General features: G+C 64.2%; 15 protein-coding genes. 7 read left to right on the forward strand and 8 right to left on the reverse strand.

What is annotated here, in order from left to right:
- Positions 1 to 24 precede the first annotated feature (24 nt).
- The 3 genes from ACTWP8_RS12980 to ACTWP8_RS12990 form a co-directional block, all read right to left on the reverse strand.
- A complete protein-coding gene (locus tag ACTWP8_RS12980; protein WP_443322293.1) occupies positions 25 to 2,559 on the reverse strand; it encodes a DEAD/DEAH box helicase in 2,535 nt (844 codons plus the stop codon).
- Entirely contained in the window at positions 2,556 to 4,373 is a 1,818-nt protein-coding gene (locus ACTWP8_RS12985; protein WP_443322294.1) for a site-specific DNA-methyltransferase, read from the reverse strand. Before ACTWP8_RS12985 ends, ACTWP8_RS12980 begins: the two co-directional genes overlap by 4 nt.
- A gap of 271 nt (positions 4,374 to 4,644) precedes the next feature.
- Positions 4,645 to 5,307 (reverse strand): transposase, encoded by a 663-nt coding sequence (locus ACTWP8_RS12990; protein WP_443322396.1) that lies wholly within the window; start codon positions 5,305 to 5,307, stop codon positions 4,645 to 4,647.
- Between ACTWP8_RS12990 and ACTWP8_RS12995 the strand changes: the two genes are divergently transcribed.
- From ACTWP8_RS12995 to ACTWP8_RS13025, 7 genes are all read left to right on the forward strand, one after another.
- On the forward strand, positions 5,248 to 5,436 hold the full coding sequence (locus ACTWP8_RS12995; protein ID WP_443322404.1) for a hypothetical protein: 189 nt from the start codon (positions 5,248 to 5,250) through the stop codon (positions 5,434 to 5,436). The two genes, ACTWP8_RS12990 and ACTWP8_RS12995, sit on opposite strands and share 60 nt — an antisense overlap.
- 218 nt (positions 5,437 to 5,654) lie before the next feature.
- Positions 5,655 to 6,017 carry a DoxX family protein gene (locus ACTWP8_RS13000; RefSeq protein WP_443322295.1) on the forward strand — a complete coding sequence of 121 codons (363 nt, stop codon included), beginning with the start codon at positions 5,655 to 5,657 and terminating at the stop codon, positions 6,015 to 6,017.
- A gap of 324 nt (positions 6,018 to 6,341) precedes the next feature.
- Positions 6,342 to 6,845, forward strand: coding sequence for a transposase family protein (locus ACTWP8_RS13005; RefSeq protein ID WP_443322296.1), 504 nt, complete (start codon positions 6,342 to 6,344; stop codon positions 6,843 to 6,845).
- Complete coding sequence (locus tag ACTWP8_RS13010) at positions 6,769 to 7,083, forward strand: ISL3 family transposase (RefSeq protein WP_443322297.1); 315 nt, start codon at positions 6,769 to 6,771, stop codon at positions 7,081 to 7,083. The genes ACTWP8_RS13005 and ACTWP8_RS13010 overlap by 77 nt, the downstream gene beginning before the upstream one ends.
- A 627-nt stretch (positions 7,084 to 7,710) precedes the next feature.
- The gene (locus tag ACTWP8_RS13015; RefSeq protein ID WP_443322298.1) at positions 7,711 to 7,890 is read left to right on the forward strand and encodes a transposase; all 180 of its coding nucleotides are present in this window, start codon (positions 7,711 to 7,713) and stop codon (positions 7,888 to 7,890) included.
- Entirely contained in the window at positions 7,887 to 8,429 is a 543-nt protein-coding gene (locus ACTWP8_RS13020) for a hypothetical protein (protein WP_443322299.1), read from the forward strand. Before ACTWP8_RS13015 ends, ACTWP8_RS13020 begins: the two co-directional genes overlap by 4 nt.
- A 403-nt stretch (positions 8,430 to 8,832) precedes the next feature.
- A complete protein-coding gene (locus ACTWP8_RS13025; RefSeq protein ID WP_443322300.1) occupies positions 8,833 to 9,171 on the forward strand; it encodes a hypothetical protein in 339 nt (112 codons plus the stop codon).
- A gap of 72 nt (positions 9,172 to 9,243) precedes the next feature.
- Here the strand turns inward: ACTWP8_RS13025 and ACTWP8_RS13030 are convergent, their stop codons facing one another.
- The 5 genes from ACTWP8_RS13030 to ACTWP8_RS13050 form a co-directional block, all read right to left on the reverse strand.
- Positions 9,244 to 10,167 carry a phosphorothioated DNA-binding restriction endonuclease gene (locus ACTWP8_RS13030; RefSeq protein ID WP_443322301.1) on the reverse strand — a complete coding sequence of 308 codons (924 nt, stop codon included), beginning with the start codon at positions 10,165 to 10,167 and terminating at the stop codon, positions 9,244 to 9,246.
- A 64-nt stretch (positions 10,168 to 10,231) separates the two neighbouring features.
- On the reverse strand, positions 10,232 to 11,497 hold the full coding sequence (locus tag ACTWP8_RS13035; RefSeq protein ID WP_443322302.1) for a hypothetical protein: 1,266 nt from the start codon (positions 11,495 to 11,497) through the stop codon (positions 10,232 to 10,234).
- The gene (locus ACTWP8_RS13040) at positions 11,494 to 11,784 is read right to left on the reverse strand and encodes a hypothetical protein (protein ID WP_443322303.1); all 291 of its coding nucleotides are present in this window, start codon (positions 11,782 to 11,784) and stop codon (positions 11,494 to 11,496) included. The genes ACTWP8_RS13035 and ACTWP8_RS13040 overlap by 4 nt, the downstream gene beginning before the upstream one ends.
- Positions 11,777 to 14,458: an SUMF1/EgtB/PvdO family nonheme iron enzyme gene (locus ACTWP8_RS13045; RefSeq protein WP_443322397.1), complete on the reverse strand. Its 2,682-nt coding sequence runs from the start codon at positions 14,456 to 14,458 to the stop codon at positions 11,777 to 11,779. The genes ACTWP8_RS13040 and ACTWP8_RS13045 overlap by 8 nt, the downstream gene beginning before the upstream one ends.
- 5 nt (positions 14,459 to 14,463) lie before the next feature.
- Entirely contained in the window at positions 14,464 to 15,294 is an 831-nt protein-coding gene (locus ACTWP8_RS13050) for a class I SAM-dependent methyltransferase (RefSeq protein ID WP_443322304.1), read from the reverse strand.
- Position 15,295 lies beyond the last annotated feature (1 nt).

The raw sequence follows: 15,295 nt of genomic DNA on the forward strand, positions 1-15,295 counted from the left end.
AACTTCCAGGGGCGCGAAAGCTATCTAGCGATAAGCCTGAGCGCCGCTCTTGAGTGCCGCCCATGTAGAGGCGCTAGCGGTCACCGACTCACTAGCGAGAATATAGCCCCACCTCTCTTGGACTTCTGGACTGGCGTTCACTGTCGAAACCCAGGCTTGGGCTGCATCACGCTTAGCTAGCACTGTGGCGCTATTCATCTCTGAATCAGCTTTACCTTCGACCAGCCAATACACGTCAGCATCGTCGATAACGATGAAGTCGGGCTCGTACTGTCGCTGGATAGCGCCGACTAAGTAAGTAATGCGGATGGGAACAGTCTCATTGATTCGTATCCATGCCCTGACACCGGGACTGGTTTCGAACAGAGTGGCCAATCTGAACTCGGTCGAGTACGCGTCAAAGGCGTTAACCTCGTACACGGAACGAGTCCAGCCGTCGTAGGGATAACCGCGCAGGAAGTCCTTACTGCTACCGACAACATGCCGGTCTGCTGGCGGACGAGCTTCCATACGGTCCGGTGGGTCAGGCCAACGTACGTGAGTTACCTCCCTGACCTCACGTGCCGGGCTAGAGGTCTGCAGAGTGGCAATCCATTCGGCGAGACGTGCAGTCGCGAGCCTCCCGTGTTCGGCCCTCCAGGGGATCTCCGGTGTTACCCCGGCCCCAACAATGAATGACCGGGCAATATTTACGGCTGCATTGGCCTCTGACACGGTAGCAGCTATTCCATTGGTGGATAGGAGCCGCTTGACTAGGTCTGTTTCTATCGTGTCGAACGGGATGGCCGTCTGAGTAGCGATTACGGCTTCTGTCTGGTCTTTAATGACGGACCTTACTCGACCCTGCTCATCACGCTCCGCATCCAGAGCCTTACGCGTCAGCGTTGGGGCGTCATCCTCGGAGAATTGGCGGCCTAGGGCTTCCACGTCAGCATGGTTGATCTGAGTGAGCGAGAAGGGGTCTCGCTCCCAGCGGGTTGTGAGGTGAGGCAGGTAGAGTGGGATTTTGACGCCGCCAGGGGACCGAGGCTTCAGCCTTCGAGTCAGTGTGGCAGAAGACGCTTCCGCTGCAACTACTCGACTAGCTACCGTGGCGAGACTAAATCCTACGTGAGTCTCCTGTGCGAGGTCCTCATTTACATCGAAAAGACCTGGCTGATTTGGATCTGCTGCCGCAGGGCCGGCGAGTCGAATCTCGATTTCGGACACTTCACTACTCAGTACATGAGTTGTGATGTCCCCGAGACCTTCCAAAGGAAGTCCAGGAGCGTTCTTCCCCAGTGTCGGGTTAACGACCACGCTTCCCTGCGCGGCGCGCTCACCCAGCGTCTGCTCAAGCAGCGCCTTGGCCTGCCTCAGCAGACTGGTGAAAGAGCGGTGAGATAGTACCTCGACTGTGTCAAGCATCGGGCTTCCGGTGCGGCTCCCAAACGGTAGGCGCATACCGCGACCTAAAACCTGCTCGGTTAGTAGCTGCGACTCCATTGCACGAACAGCGGCGATGACATAGATATTCTTGACGTCCCACCCTTCCTTGAGCATCGACACCGAAACCACGGCACGGATGGGAGATCCAGGATTCTCAAGGGTTTCCAGCAGTGCCAGAGTCCTATCAGGCTCTTCGCTGGTGACCAACAGGACCTTATCTTGGCCATTTAGGAAGTCGGGAGCCACAAGCATGTCTCGTAAGCTTGTAGCCTCCTCGATTGTTTGCGCAACGACGAAGAGGATGGGCTCGACGTAAGGCTTTCTAGTGCTATTGCAATAGTCTCGCATAGCGCTTGCCTTAGCGTTAAGCAGCGCGACACCGTCCGCCATCTGGGTCCGTAGGTCGCTGATGTTGTCTTGCCGAGAGACGAGCACTGGCACCTTAACGTAACCATCAGCGATAGCTTCCGAAAGGGGGTAGCGGTAAACGACCTTATCGTGCGTCGCATCGTGCGGAGTTGCCGTCAGCCCTATCAATGCGAGCGGACGCATGTCGGATATAGCTTTCTGGAACTTCTTAGCATTTCCAGAGAAGTAAACGTGATGCTCGTCTGCTATGACGACTAGATCGTCAGCCGCTCGCAAATAACTATAAAGGGTCTGACCGAGGGTCTCGTGAGGACGATGAGCTCGGTAGGCGCTGCGGGTGTTAGGGCGCAGTAGTGACTGAACGGTGAATATGAAGACCTTGAACCGTTCCGTCTCCTCCAAGGCGTTTCCGACATCACCGCGCTCTAGGGTGTCCAGTGTGATGACCATCGGGTTTGACTGCAGGCCACGCAGATATTTTGGGTGACCCGGTGTTAGGTTGGCGACGGTCTTATTCTGGATGGTCGTGCCGGGAGTCACAATCACAACATTACGCACTCCCGACTCGTGCAGATAATCCAGCAAAGCGCCAGCGATGTAAGTCTTTCCGACACCTGTAGCCAGGTCGGCTATCATTTCGGCGCCGTCCTCGGCATCTTCTAGCTCGCGAGCAAGTGCGTTTAAAGCAGCCTGGTTCGGAGCTCGCAGATCGAGCGTGTGAGCCACATGCTCAATTAGATCAGCGTCGTAGGGGATACTCATAGCTCAACACCCCCTCGTCGGCTCATCCGTCGCGCCGTGCTCGTCAACAGATCCCTAGGCGCCTTACGTATCCGAGAGCCGCGAGAGATTGTTGCCAGTGCTTCCTCAGCCCCCGGCAGGATCACCTTCGCCACTACCGTTGCGCGCTCTACTTCGTCTAGCTCAGCGACCAGGTGCCGAATTTCCTCCGGCCCAACTGCACCGTCAAAGACTGCGAGTCGCATCCGGCCACGAGCTCCACAGAACGGAGCACCCTCATCGCGCCACTCGAACCCCAATTGGCCGGCGACTGCTTGAGAGAATTTGCCGTTCGTTGCCCATTCTGCAAGCATTACGCCGTATTCGGTCACCTCATACATGGACGGTCCGACATTGACCGATCTGAATCCCCCGCCTCCCGACCAGAGGACCTCGGTCCTCTTCTTCTTGCGGCCGAGTTGTTGCAACTGCTTCAATATTTTCCCGGTGTGGCCTGCTTCGTCGCCTACCACCCCCGCTGACATAGCAGCCTTGAGCGCTTTGGATGCAATGGCGAAGTCGTCGGCGATCGTACCTTCGGGAAGCTTCTCTGCGGCTGCTTCCTCGAACACTCGTCGACTTATTCCTGCTTCGTCCATGCCGTCCACAACTCGACGTAGGCGGGGAATGATGTATTGATCGATGCTTTCAGGGTTGATGTCTGCAATGACCCAGCGCCGCCCCATCTTGTGAGCGACCGCTGCAGTGGTTCCAGAGCCTCCGAACACGTCGAGAACAATGTCCCCGGGCTCTGACGACATCTTCAGGACTCTTTCAACCAATCCTTCCGGCTTTTGTGTGTCGTATCCGATGCGTTCTTTAGAGGAGTTCGCTACTCGCTGAATGTTATCCCAGAGGTCGCCGACTGCGACTCCACTGTCTTCATGCAAGTATCGCTTGAATTTGGGAACAGTATCGTCGCCCTCAGGCCAATGTATGTAACCGGCTGCATCCAAAAGATCTAGTCGTTCACGCGTTGGAAGCGCTTCGGCCTCGCCATCGGTGACTCGTGGCACAGTGGGTGCTGCCCAATGCCGCCCACGCCCGGGTGGTTGGCGGCCGCGCCATTCCTCTCCCGAGTCGCCACTTCGTACCCCAGGTGCACTGAGGTCGCCCAGCATGTAGCGACCTCTATCGTCTGAGAATCGATACTCCGTGGCTAGATGCTTCTCGGTCATCGGCAGCAGAACCGGTTTTAGGAAAACAGCATCCGTCTTGCTGTACACAAGCAGGGTGTCGCACATCGTACCCATGCCGCGGCGGGCAGAGGATTTCCCTTGGGTTCTCTTCCAAATGACTTGGTTCAGGAAAGAGGTTGCGCCAAAGATTTCGTCCATAAGGCAGCGCATCCGGTGTACTTCCACGTTATCAAGATGTACCCAGACGGTGCCCTCGGGCGCAAGCAGATCCTTAATCAGCAATAGCCGATCGCGCATGAACGAGAGCCAGGTGGAATGCTCCATCCAGTCGTCATAGTGAGTGAAGACCTGGCCTGTATTGAACGGGGGATCGATGTAGCATACTTTGATCTTCCCGCGGTACTCGCGGCGGAACTGAGGAACCTCGGCGAGTATACGCAGAACATCGAGGCTATCGCCGTTGATCACGAGATTGTCAGCGTGAGGAGCCGAGTCGTTGACCTGACCGTAAGAGCCGGTGAACTCCGTTATGCGGATCTCTGACGCGGCTGGATGATCGCGTGGGACCCACAGTGGCTTGCCGGCGTCGTCTTTGGGAGCGAGTAAGAGTTGCCCCTTGTTCGGCCACAAAAGTTCGAGTTTCGAAAACCTGTTCATGTCCCCACTCCCCGAGGTCGCGCTGGCGCCGTGGCAACACTGGCGCGGCATCCTCCCCCGACGTCCGCGGCCTCACGCGGCGTCAAGTGCCTTGCATCCGTACCGTATCGGTCTCTTGTCGATCTATGCGAGCAACAGAGGATCTTCCACAGTCTCGATCTTCGAAGACCCCGGTCGGCGCCTCGGGTTAGCAATGAGTCGAAGCAGGATGAGCTTCGAACATCCTGGCCAAGGATGAACGGGTGTGCCTGACTCCGCCATCCGCTATGCCTCACGACCCCCGCCCGATGGGTACCCATGGCGTGCGTGACGGCGTACGGACATGGTGACTCGACGGAGCCGATGGTCGCGCACCGACCGACAGCGCTGTGACTGAGCTTGACTCTGTCGGGGATCTTGAATCTGTCTGTGTCAGCCGCTGACGGCCCGCCAGGACTTCAGCCGAGGGATCTCGTGTTGGTCCAGGAAGTCCTGGAAGGCGGTCGGCGGTCGGGGTGGGGTTTGCTTCGCCGGTTGGCGGCAGACCGCTGAGGCGCTCGATGTTCACGGCGATGGCCGTGAAGACGTGCTGCAGATGGGCCTTCGGCTGCCTCCGGTAGCGGCAGCGGCGCATACCGTGTCCATGGGCGAACTCGTTGACGGTGCCCTTGACTCCGGAGCGGACTGCATACCGGGCCTGCCAATCGGGCGTCTGCTGCTCGGCGCGGACGCGGATTTGCAGGTCGAGGAGTTCTCGTGGGGGAAAGCCCACGTTCCGGACACTTTCGCGGGAGGTGGTGCACCGGGTGCGGACCGGGCAGGGCTGGCACTGGCTCTTGGTGAACCGCGCCACGATCAGCGGGGCCGCGGTGGGCGAGGAGGTCGGGTAGGGGCTGTGCCATCCCTTGCTGACCTGGCCCTGGGGGCAGGTCAGCTGTCGGCGGTCGAAGTCGATATGGAAGTCGTCCCGGCCGAAGCCCTCGTTCCTGTGGTGCTGGCGGGTGGGGTTGCCCGGCAGCGGTCCGGTGACCGTGACCTGGTGTTCCCGGGCGGCCTGTTCCAGGTGGACCAGGGAGGCCCTTGAGGTAGTGCAGGAGGCGCCGGGACCGGTGCGGGCCAAGCAGATCGTCCCGAGGATTCGGGCTGCCCGCGGAGGTCGGGAAGATCGAGGGCACGCGCTCGAAGTTGAAGCGGCTCGTCGAGCGGGGCCGGCTGGACGAGGACGATCCCGGATTGACCCGTTTGCCCGCTCGGTCAGTGCCTTCGAATTACTGACACGATGTCGGGCGAAGTTGCGGCCGGGTGGACCCATGCCGAACTCGAAGAACACCTTCACCAGGCGGGGCGAGAGCTTCTGCGGCAGCTGCTGCAGGACAACTTCATCGGCCGCGAGTACCCCAAGAGCCAGGCGGACAAATGCGCGTGCCCCGGTCCTGGATGCGCCCGCTGGGCGCACTGTTGGCGGCGGGCAGGCTGGGGCTGCTGGCCGGTTTTGCCGTGCCGGTGCTGGGCACGCTCGCTGCCGCAGGCCTCGTGCTGTACTTCCTCGGTGCGTTCTGTGCCCACCTGCGGGTCCATGACCGCCAGTTGGGACCGTGGGCCGTGTTCTCCTGCCTGGCGGTGGCCGCCCTGGCCGTGAACCTGGCCTACCACGGCCCCTCATGACCCGGTGGCCTGATCAGCCCCGTCCCCCAGGAGGAGCTACACCCGACTCGATTGATGGCGGGGTCATAGACGGCGGACTGCGCCAGGCACGCGACGTATTCGACAAACGACCTGAATAAGACCGTGTCCCACGTGGTGAGGCGGACGTGTCGCTTGTAGCGGCAGACGGCGGCTGCGAGGCCGGATGATGAGGATTCTTGAAAATGGCTCTGTCCGCAGTTCCGTGAATCCCCAGGGCAGCGGTGGGAACGGGGGATCGTTTCGGCAGGGTGATTCCTGCCGTGGCGAGCAAGACGGTCGAGGATGTGCTGTTCCCCGGGATCGATGTGCGAGTGGACCGCGTCAGCGACCCTCCGACACCTTGGTCGTGGAGGCGGTGTCCACCGCTCGTCCGGGCGCTGCCCGGACTGCCGGAAGCGCGCCAGACGCGTACACAGCATGTACCAACGCACCCTGGACGAGCGGCCGTTGAGCTCGCGCAGGGTCATCGTCCGGCTCCTGGTACGCCGGTACTTCTGCGACCGCAGGAGCTGTTCCCGTCGGACGTTCGTCGAGCAGGTCAGCAGCCTGACCGAGCGGCACCGCCGCTCCAGCGTCGGGCTGACGGGCTGGCTGCGGTCGATCGGTGGAGCTGGGCGGCCGTCCGGCCGCACGGCTGTGCCACCGCCTGCGGCTGGCCGCGGGCCGGACCCGGCTGCTCAGGTTGCTGAAGGCCCCGCGGGCGCCGGATCGCGCTCCGCGGGTGCTGAGGGTGGACGAGTTCGCCTTCCGCAAGGGCTGCACCTACGGCACCGTGCTGGTCGACGCCGAGGCCGGACGCGTCGTTGACGTGCTGCCCGACCGAACCTCGGAGACCTTCGCGGCCTGGCTCAAGGAGCATCCCGGAGCGGAGATCATCTGCCGGGACCGCGCCTCCGCCTATACCAAAGCGGTCAAGGAGGCCGCCCCGGACGCCCTGGAAGTCGCGGATCGGTGGCGTTTGCTTCAGAACCTGTCGGCGGCAGTGGAGAAGAACCTGCCACCAGCACCGCAACTGCCTGCTCAAACACGCCGAACAGGAGGCTGAGCCGAGGGGGTTGGAACCGGTCCTGACGGACCTGCTGATGCCGGAGTTGCCGCGCACTCAGATCATCGAACGCACCCGGCACCGCTACGAGGACATCCACCGCCTGCTGGAGAAGGGCTGGACGATCAGCGCGATCGCCCGGCGGCTGAACTTGGACCGCAAGACCGTGCGCCGCTTCCGCGACACCGACCTCGACCAACTGCTGGCCTCCGCCCGCGACCGCCGCCCCAACGGCGTCCTGGAGCCGTTCAAGGCATACCTCAACGCCCGCTTCACCGAGACCCAAGGGCAGGTCAGCGGCACCCGCCTGTTCCACGAGATCCACGAGCGCGGCTACCGGGGCAGCCGCCAGGTCGTCCGCAAACACCTCGCCGCTCTCCGCGCGGGCACCGCCGAACCGGTCCGGGCCGACATCCCCAGCCCACGCAAGATCACCTCCTGGATCATGCGACCGCGCGAGAATCTCACCGAGAGCCAGGACCGGCGGCTGCTTCAGGTCCGGCTCGCCTGCCCGGACATCACCCGGGCCTGCGCTCGCCCGCGCCTTCGCCGACCTGGTACGTCACCAGCGCGGCTACCTGCTGCTGGGAGTGGATCCGGCAGGCCGAACAGGATGCACCGAAGCCGATGCAGAGCTTCGCCGGCTTCCTCCGCCAGGACCTCGACGCCGTCACCGCCGGCCTCACCCTCCCGTGGAGTTCCGGTGTCGTCGAAGGACACGTAAACCGGGTTAAAACTCTCAAGCGAGCCATGTACGGCCGATCCTCGTTCGAACTCCTCCGGACCCGCATCCTCACCCAGCCATGACCCTGGAGCTCGAGCAGAAGCTGGTTTTCAAGAACCCCGCCGTGGCACAGCAGCCATCTACCAGGCTGTATGTCATGGGTGGAGTTACAGGAGGCACAGTTCTCGCCCTGATCGGTGTTCTCCTCGGGACTGCGGGGACCCTCGTAGGGCAGTACCTGGCGACGCGTGTCGAGGTGCAACGTGATCGGCGGCAACGCACGGACGCAGAACGCGCTGAACGCAAGGAAGCCATCTTGGGATTCCTCGCTGCCGCGCAACGCGTCGAGTTAATACTAGATCGCCGAGAACTTGGCCTCCCGACTTCTGAAGACCCTGCAGACGAGAAGCTCCACGACCTGTGGCTGGCGAAGAAGGCCGTCGAGTTGACCTGTGCGCATGAGACAGCCCAGGCCGCCCATGACTACACCACGGTGCTACACACCCACATGCGCAACACCGTTCCGTCTGAACAGAATCCCGCCAAGCGCGAATATCGCTACGCCTTCATGGAGGCGGCACGGAACGCATTGGAGAGCGGCCGCCCCAGGATCAGGCGCTGACCCTGGGGCGTCCGGGACTCCCACCATGATCGCGGTTATCACGAAACTGCGGACAGAGCCATTTTCAAGCGCCGACAGACCGCTGCGTGGGCTCAGGGGGAGGGCCGGTCTATTGCGGCAGTTCCTTGAGTATCGGCCAGGAACGGCGGTGGAGCCCGACGCGGGCCGACCGACGGATGAGGGAATGGCGTCAGATGAGGCCGCTGGCCGGGGGTGGTTCTGCACATTCCTCCTGGCGAAAACACTTGCTACCGGTCCATCCGAGGAGATCGCTTTACCTTTGCCCCCGCGGCTGGAGCGTCGCGAGGCAAATCGTCCCCTGCTGCCATATAGGTGATGCACCGTTCCGAAATCATCTTGGTCGTGGTTGTCCTGGTGACGAGTTGCTCATCAGGAGGGTTCGATGCGCCGCACCCCATTCCGTCCGGTGGCGGCCACGCTGTTGGCCACAGCCGCTCTTATCGCCACCGGTTCCGTCGCCGACCCCGCCGCTGCGGCGACCTACCGCTGCAAGAGCGTGCGCGTGACCGGCCAGACGGTCGCCGTCCGGTATGATCCCGATCCACGCGCTCGGATTGTCCGTTACGTTCGCCGTGGTGACGTCCTGCGCTCTTGCTTCACTCATCTGGGCCGTGCTGAGTCCAGCGGCGACTATTACCGGGCATGCGACAAACGGGGCCTCGACTGGTATTGGGTGAAAGGCGGCACTATCCCTACGACGTGCGCCCGAAAGATCAGTTGAGTGTTGCTGCTGGCTAATCAGCTCCACCTTCCCACCGCTGTAGGCGCTGCAAATTACCGGAAGACGAGCTGGTTAGGCCGTCTGGGATCCGGGACGCTTGAAGACCTGCTGCCCGTGCCAGATGACGTACTGGGCGTCAACCGTGTCCCGTCCGGGACGGGGTGAAGCAATGGGCTGTCCATGAAGGGCGTCAATGGCTCGTCCCGCTGGGCTGCGGGCGACGAACATCTCGGATACCTGGATACGGAGTTCGGGGAGAAGACCGAGGACACCGAGATCGAAGAGCCTGTGATGCAGGGAGCACAGGGCCAGTCCGTTGCTGACCTCGTCGGGCCCGTCTTGGCTGTGCCACCGAACATGCGCGGCCTCGATACCCACGGGATTCCGGCCGAGCGCTCCGTCGAATCCGCAGAAAGCGCAGGCGTACGCGTAGGCGCGCAGCACCTCTTCGGCGAACCCTGCACGTCTCTTGCGTCCCTTCCTTGTCGCCGGCTCGTAGATCACGTCATCCAGGCCGACGAGGTCCAGTCCGATGGCATCGCGGATGGGCAATTCCAGCGCAGGGGTGAAGTGCTGCTCCAGCAGGAGCCGTACGGCTCCTGCGAGCGTGCTGGGATCGGCCAGCAGCTTCTCGACCTGGATGTGCAGCCGTCCATGGGCGCCGCGCGATCGCAGCCAGCTGCCGCGCTCCGGAGCGTCCTGATCAATGACGTTGCCGTGTCGGTCCCGCAGGTCCCACACCTCGCGCTCAAGATGCACGAACGGCATCGCGGCCCGCTCCCGCGCCCTCGAACGGCTCGTCATGGCTGGTCCGAAGTCGTTGATGAGGCGGCTGACGGGCTCTTCTGCTTCGTCGTACGTGACCGCGGTATTGCCCGAGACGAGAAACCGCCCCAGCAGCCAGAGCACGAGCAGCGGCTTGTGCGGCGCGCGGCGGCTGCCTATCTGAGCGCGCCGCAGTCCGGACAACGCGCTCATCAGTTCGTCCTGTGTCACGGGCCCACTCTGCCATCCCGGGTCTTGATCGCATTGGGACATCCGCGGCCGGGGAGGGGGCTGCTTACCGCTGTTTGGGGTGTCCGCGGAGGGCGCTGAGGACGAGGCGGCCGTAGCGGGTGGTGAGGAGAGCAGCGGAGGTAGCGAGGGCAGCGCTGGTGTAGGCGAGGAGATGCCAGGGGTTGTCGTCGGCGAGGACCTGTTGTGCGGCCAGCGCGGTGCTGATGGGGAGGCCGAGGATGGTCAGGATGCCGAGGGCGCCGCTGATCTGTTGGCTTTCCTGGCTTTGGACGAGGCGGGCGTAGTCGGTTGCTTCGGTGAGGATCTCGGCGAAGCGGGCGGGGAGGCGGTGCTGGTTTTGGTATGCGAGCAGGAGGTCATTGGCCGGGCCGTGGTGGGTGAGGTGCTGGCGCCAGTAGGTGCTGCGGAATTGGGCGATGTGCTCTTCCAGCGCAACGACACGGCGGGCGAGGTGGGTACCGTCGAAGACGCGGGAGAGGTTCTCGGTGAGCTGGTCGATGTGGCTGTGCTGGATCGTGCCCAGGAGGAAGGCGTCGAGGTAGACGGTGCGGGCGAGTTGTTCGGCGTATCCGAAGAACGGGTCGTCGTGGCCGAGGTCACGGCGGCGGCCGATGAAGGCGGCACCGTCCCGGAGGACTAGGGCGCTCCAGTCTGCTGATAGGCGGAGTGTGCCGCCGGTGAGGGCGGGGATGTCGGTGGTGTCGGGCGGGTAGTCGACCGCGTTCGTGCGGGAGGCCAGAGCCCACAGCCACTGGTCAGCAGGGCACCAGCGGCGACGGTAGATCCGGGGGTAGAGGTGCGGCAGGCGTGTCCGGGCCGGGGTGAGGAAGGCGATAGTGAAGGGCGCGGCGCCGGTGGTGAGGCGGGCCTGGCCCTGCAGGAGCTGTTCGGGGTGGAGTTCGCCGGTGAGGGGTGAGGGCGGTGCTGCCTGGCGGCCGGCGAGGGCCCGCAGGGTGTCATGGAAGTCGTGGAGTGTGGTGCCGTCGGCGGATACGTGGAGGATGGCGAGAGCGCGGTGTGGGTCATTGCCGAGTGGGGTGTGGAGGAGTTCTACTCCCTCGGCGGTGAGGGTGCCTTGGGTTGCGGTGGTGGTGCGGTGCCAGCGGCAGGGGCGTTCGGGCTCGCCGTAAAGGACCCGTGCTGCGGCGGTGGTGAAGTAGGTGCTCCGGGTTGGCCGGTCCGCGCGGCGTGCGCCGTGATGGAAGGGCAAGGGGCCTTCGTCCCACGCAGGGGGAGAGGGCAGTTGGGCGGGCAGGACGACGGCGATGGTCTGGCGGACGCCGGACGCGGGAGTACGCGTGGGCCTCACTCGTAGAAGGCTTCCGGGTCGGGCTGGTCGAGGCGGATGACGAAGGTGGCGCGCCAGGCGTCGGAGTGGGGCAGGTGGAAGCGGACGCGTTCGCCGGTGCGGATGGTGCGAAAGCCTTCGGTGACGATGTCGGTGTAGTCGAAGGAGTAGCTGCTTCCATCGGCTTCGTCCTGGACGACGAAGGTCCCGACGCGGCCTTGGGCGCCGCCGCCGAAGGCCTGGCGGTCGATGATGCGGCCGAAGTGGGGTGGGCTGTCGGGCACGGTGCCGGCTGTCTCCTCACTCATCGCTGCTGCTCCAGTCGGCCCGGGGCAGGTCTTGGACGAGGCGGAAGCCGACGACGTTGCTGCTCCCGCGGCGCCGGTAGAGGGCTTTGGCACTGGTCTGGACGGCCCGCAAGGGGTTGTCGTAGGAGCCGCCGCAGATGACGGCTTCCCCGGGGTCGTTGAGGCTGGTGCAGGTCCATTCCCAGACGTTGCCGACCATGCCGCGGATCCCGTACGGGGACCTGTTGGAAGTGTGGGCCTCGACCGGGGTCACCCAGGCATCGGCCAGCTGGCTGCGGTCGTATTCGGCCTTCCATGCCTGGTAGGTGACGATCGGTCGGCCCACCCAGGCGTCGACGCAGTTGACCGCGTCCAGGTCGGGAGTGTCGCCCCAAGGGAAGAGCCGGCCGTCGGTGCCCCGGGCGGCGGCTTCCCATTCCAGCGAGGTCGGCAGGCGCTTGTTCTCGAAGGCGGCGAAGGCGTAGGCGCTCCACCAGTTGACGCAGACCGCGGGGTAGTTGTCGTAGCGGGGATCGCGGTAGTAGTCGGGGACCCTCAGGCGTTGTGTCCAGGGCGTGTGGGTGATTCCGGCGGGCTGGTTGGGGTGGTCCCAGTCGGAGGTGCCGTCCTCGTTCAGGACCTCGAGGAAGCGGCGGTAACGGGCGACGGTGACCGGGTGGCGGTCGAAGCGCACCGGGCGGCTGATCCGGCGCAGGAGCAGGCGCTCGGGCGGGCCGACGAGATAGACGCCGACCGGAAGGACGCAGTCGTCGCTGGCCGGGGTCCCGGTGGAGTGGTGGGAGAGGAAGGCGCGGACTTGTTCGGTGAGGTGCACGCCGCCCGGCAGGGCTGCGGCCTGCTCCCGGTTGGAGGCCGGAGCGAGGTAGTGGGCTGTGAGGAGTTCTTGGTACGCGGAGTGCAAGAACGCTACCGCGTCGGTGCCGACCGGGCGGAACAGCGCGGCCAAACGGAGCGCGGCAGTGTCTATGCGCCCGTCGCGGAAGATCTCCGGGCCCAGGACATTGTGGAGTTCCAGCAGCGGGAACACGGTGCGGCCTGCGGTGAAGGCCCGCCCGGCGAGGTGGGCGAGCGACTCGGCCACGTGCGCCAGGCCCGTCGTGTGCAGGGTGGTGTCGATGTGCCGGGCGAGCAGCTGGCCGAGGGGCATGGGTTCGTCGACATCGAGAGCGGCGGAGAGTTTCCGCTCCAGCGGTGTCGCCCCGACGACGATGGTGGGCGACTGCGTGCCGGGGCGCGGGTCGTCGATCAAGCGGAGGACGCTGATGTGGGGCATGCGGTCGGGGTCGACGCCGCCTGCGTACATCTGCTCCACCAACTGCTCCGAGAGTGCGCTGTGGTGGTCGAGGAGTCCGCGGACCTGCGGGGAGTCGGCGAGGAAAGCGACGCGCGAGCTCATCACCACCGACGACTCAGCCGAGAGCACGGGGGCGAGGTCGGCGAACAGGCGGAGGAAGCCGGCGGGGCTGGGTTCGTCGACCGCTTCGTCGATGGCGTCCAGAACGCACAGCGCAGAACCAGAGCGCACCAGGTACAGGAAGAGGGCGAAGGCCCGGTCACGGTCCTCGGCGTTGCGCGGAGTGACAGTACGGGCAACGTACTCGGCGAAGGTCTCGTCCTTCGCTTTCAGGCTCAGGTCGAAATAGAAGCGATGCCGGTCGACGGCTGGCGGCGAGTCGGTGACCAGGGTCCGCAGCAGGGTGCTCTTCCCACTCCCCGGCCGCCCGATGACCAGGACGTTTGCCGAACCGTGGGCCATCTGGGCCAGCAGCGCTTCCGCGTCCGCCGCATCCGTGATCCGGCTTTCGCCGGTCCGGGGGTCGGTGGTGAGCAGCGCCGCGGGCAGTGGGGCGCGCTCCGGCGAGGGGACTGGAGCGGCGGTGGCGACGGCTGCGAGATGGGTATCGAGGTCGATCAGGGTGCCGACGAAGTGCTCGTAGCGGACGCAGCGGTAGTCCTGTCCGAGGAGTCCGTGGGTATCGGCCAGGTCGTCGTCGAGGATGACGAAACGAGTGACTTTAGGCAGCCGGGTGCGCAGCAGTTCGCCGCCGGTGGAGTCCAGGACGGAGCCCAGTTCGTCGGCGTTGGTGGACAGCAGCAGCTCCACGTACTCCAAGCGCACGCCGGATTCGCGGCAGAACAGCTGGTAGACGGTGTCCTGGGAGAGGACGAAGCGCTTGGCGACGCGGTAGCCCAGCGTGATGTAGAGGCCGGAGAGGAACTCCGTTCGGCGGGCGGCCTCGGGCGCCAGGTGGGGATCGCCGCCGGTCAGGGCCTGGTGGGCGGTGCTGGTAAACCAGGCCAGGACCGTGACCAGCCGACGTACGGCGAGCAATCCGTCTTCGTCTGTGATCTCGTAGCCGTCGTGGGAGGAGCGGTTACGCAGGCGCTGGATGTCGGTGAACGCATCGATGACGGTGCTGCTGCGAATGTGCGGTCGGCATCCCTTGATCAGATCGTTCAGGGCGCGGCCCGCCGGGTCGCCGGGGACCTGGTGGTGCCGCCATAACTGCTTCAGCAGCTTCTCGGTGAGCTTGCCGATCAGTGTGATGGCATTCTCCGGGTAGCCGTCGCTCAGCGATCGCAGCGGCCGCTCAAGGTCAAGACCCAATCGCTCGGCGATACGTGTGTGGTCATCCAGCTCCAGGCGCAAGCGGCTCAACCGCTCATCGACCATGCCGGTCACGGCCCACTCCCGGGAACTTCAGACGGTACGGAAGGCGATACGGACTCCTCGCGTCGCCCCAGGACGAAGGCGAAGCGATCGGGGAAGCTCAGCTCCGGCTCCGGGTGACGGCGACGGATCTCCTCGATACCCGCTTCGATCTCCGCATCGCTGAACAAGGACAGCAACGACATGTAGCGGGCCCGCACCATGGCCAAGTACCGCTCGGTGTTGAGGGTGAGCTGATGCTCGACATACGTGAGGCTGGTGCGCAGGCCAGCAGAGGTCAGGTGCTGGGCGATGTCGGCCGGGTTGGGCTGCAACGCTTCGTACCGCTTCAGGGCCTCGCTGAACAACGGGTACTCGATCGTGGCCGGCAGCATCACGATCAGCAACCGACCGCCCGGGGCGAGCTGCTCGGCGAGGCCGGCCAGCGTCGCCCCCTTGTCGGCGACATGATGCACGGCCTCCTTCATCCACGCCGCATCCAGCGGCGCATGCGGCAATTGCACGCGCCGCTGCGCCAGGTCCTCAGCAGACGCCTGGATGGGCCAGAGTCCCTCGGAGGGATCGAGTTGCTTGAGCATGGCGGCCGACGGGTCCACGCACTGCAGCGGGAGCTGGGGGTTGACGAGGTTGGCGACTTCACGGGCGAACAGCCCTGTGCCGCACCCAATGTCCGCAATCCGGTCCGAGGGCTCGATCTCCAGAGCTTCAGCGATACGGGCGGCCATCCACCATAGGTAGTCCGGGTTGTAGGCCCAGTTGTCGTCGTACGTGTCGGCAAGCCGCTCGTAGTGCCGATGCACCTCCCCTGGCACCGATGTATCCCCCATCTCGAAACCCACT

The sequence above is a fragment of the Streptomyces sp. 7N604 genome (assembly GCF_052245475.1).
Taxonomy (GTDB): Bacteria; Actinomycetota; Actinomycetes; order Streptomycetales; family Streptomycetaceae; genus Streptomyces.

Coding starts and splice junctions, on each gene's coding strand:
- ACTWP8_RS13040 (WP_443322303.1), bottom strand. CDS start 11,784: ATGAGTGAGGAGACAGCCGGCACCGTGCCCGACAGCCCACCCCACTTC.
- ACTWP8_RS13005 (WP_443322296.1), top strand. CDS start 6,342: ATGTGCGAGTGGACCGCGTCAGCGACCCTCCGACACCTTGGTCGTGGA.
- ACTWP8_RS13020 (WP_443322299.1), top strand. CDS start 7,887: ATGACCCTGGAGCTCGAGCAGAAGCTGGTTTTCAAGAACCCCGCCGTG.
- ACTWP8_RS12980 (WP_443322293.1), bottom strand. CDS start 2,559: ATGAGTATCCCCTACGACGCTGATCTAATTGAGCATGTGGCTCACACG.
- ACTWP8_RS12985 (WP_443322294.1), bottom strand. CDS start 4,373: ATGAACAGGTTTTCGAAACTCGAACTTTTGTGGCCGAACAAGGGGCAA.
- ACTWP8_RS13025 (WP_443322300.1), top strand. CDS start 8,833: ATGCGCCGCACCCCATTCCGTCCGGTGGCGGCCACGCTGTTGGCCACA.
- ACTWP8_RS13015 (WP_443322298.1), top strand. CDS start 7,711: ATGCAGAGCTTCGCCGGCTTCCTCCGCCAGGACCTCGACGCCGTCACC.
- ACTWP8_RS13045 (WP_443322397.1), bottom strand. CDS start 14,458: ATGGTCGATGAGCGGTTGAGCCGCTTGCGCCTGGAGCTGGATGACCAC.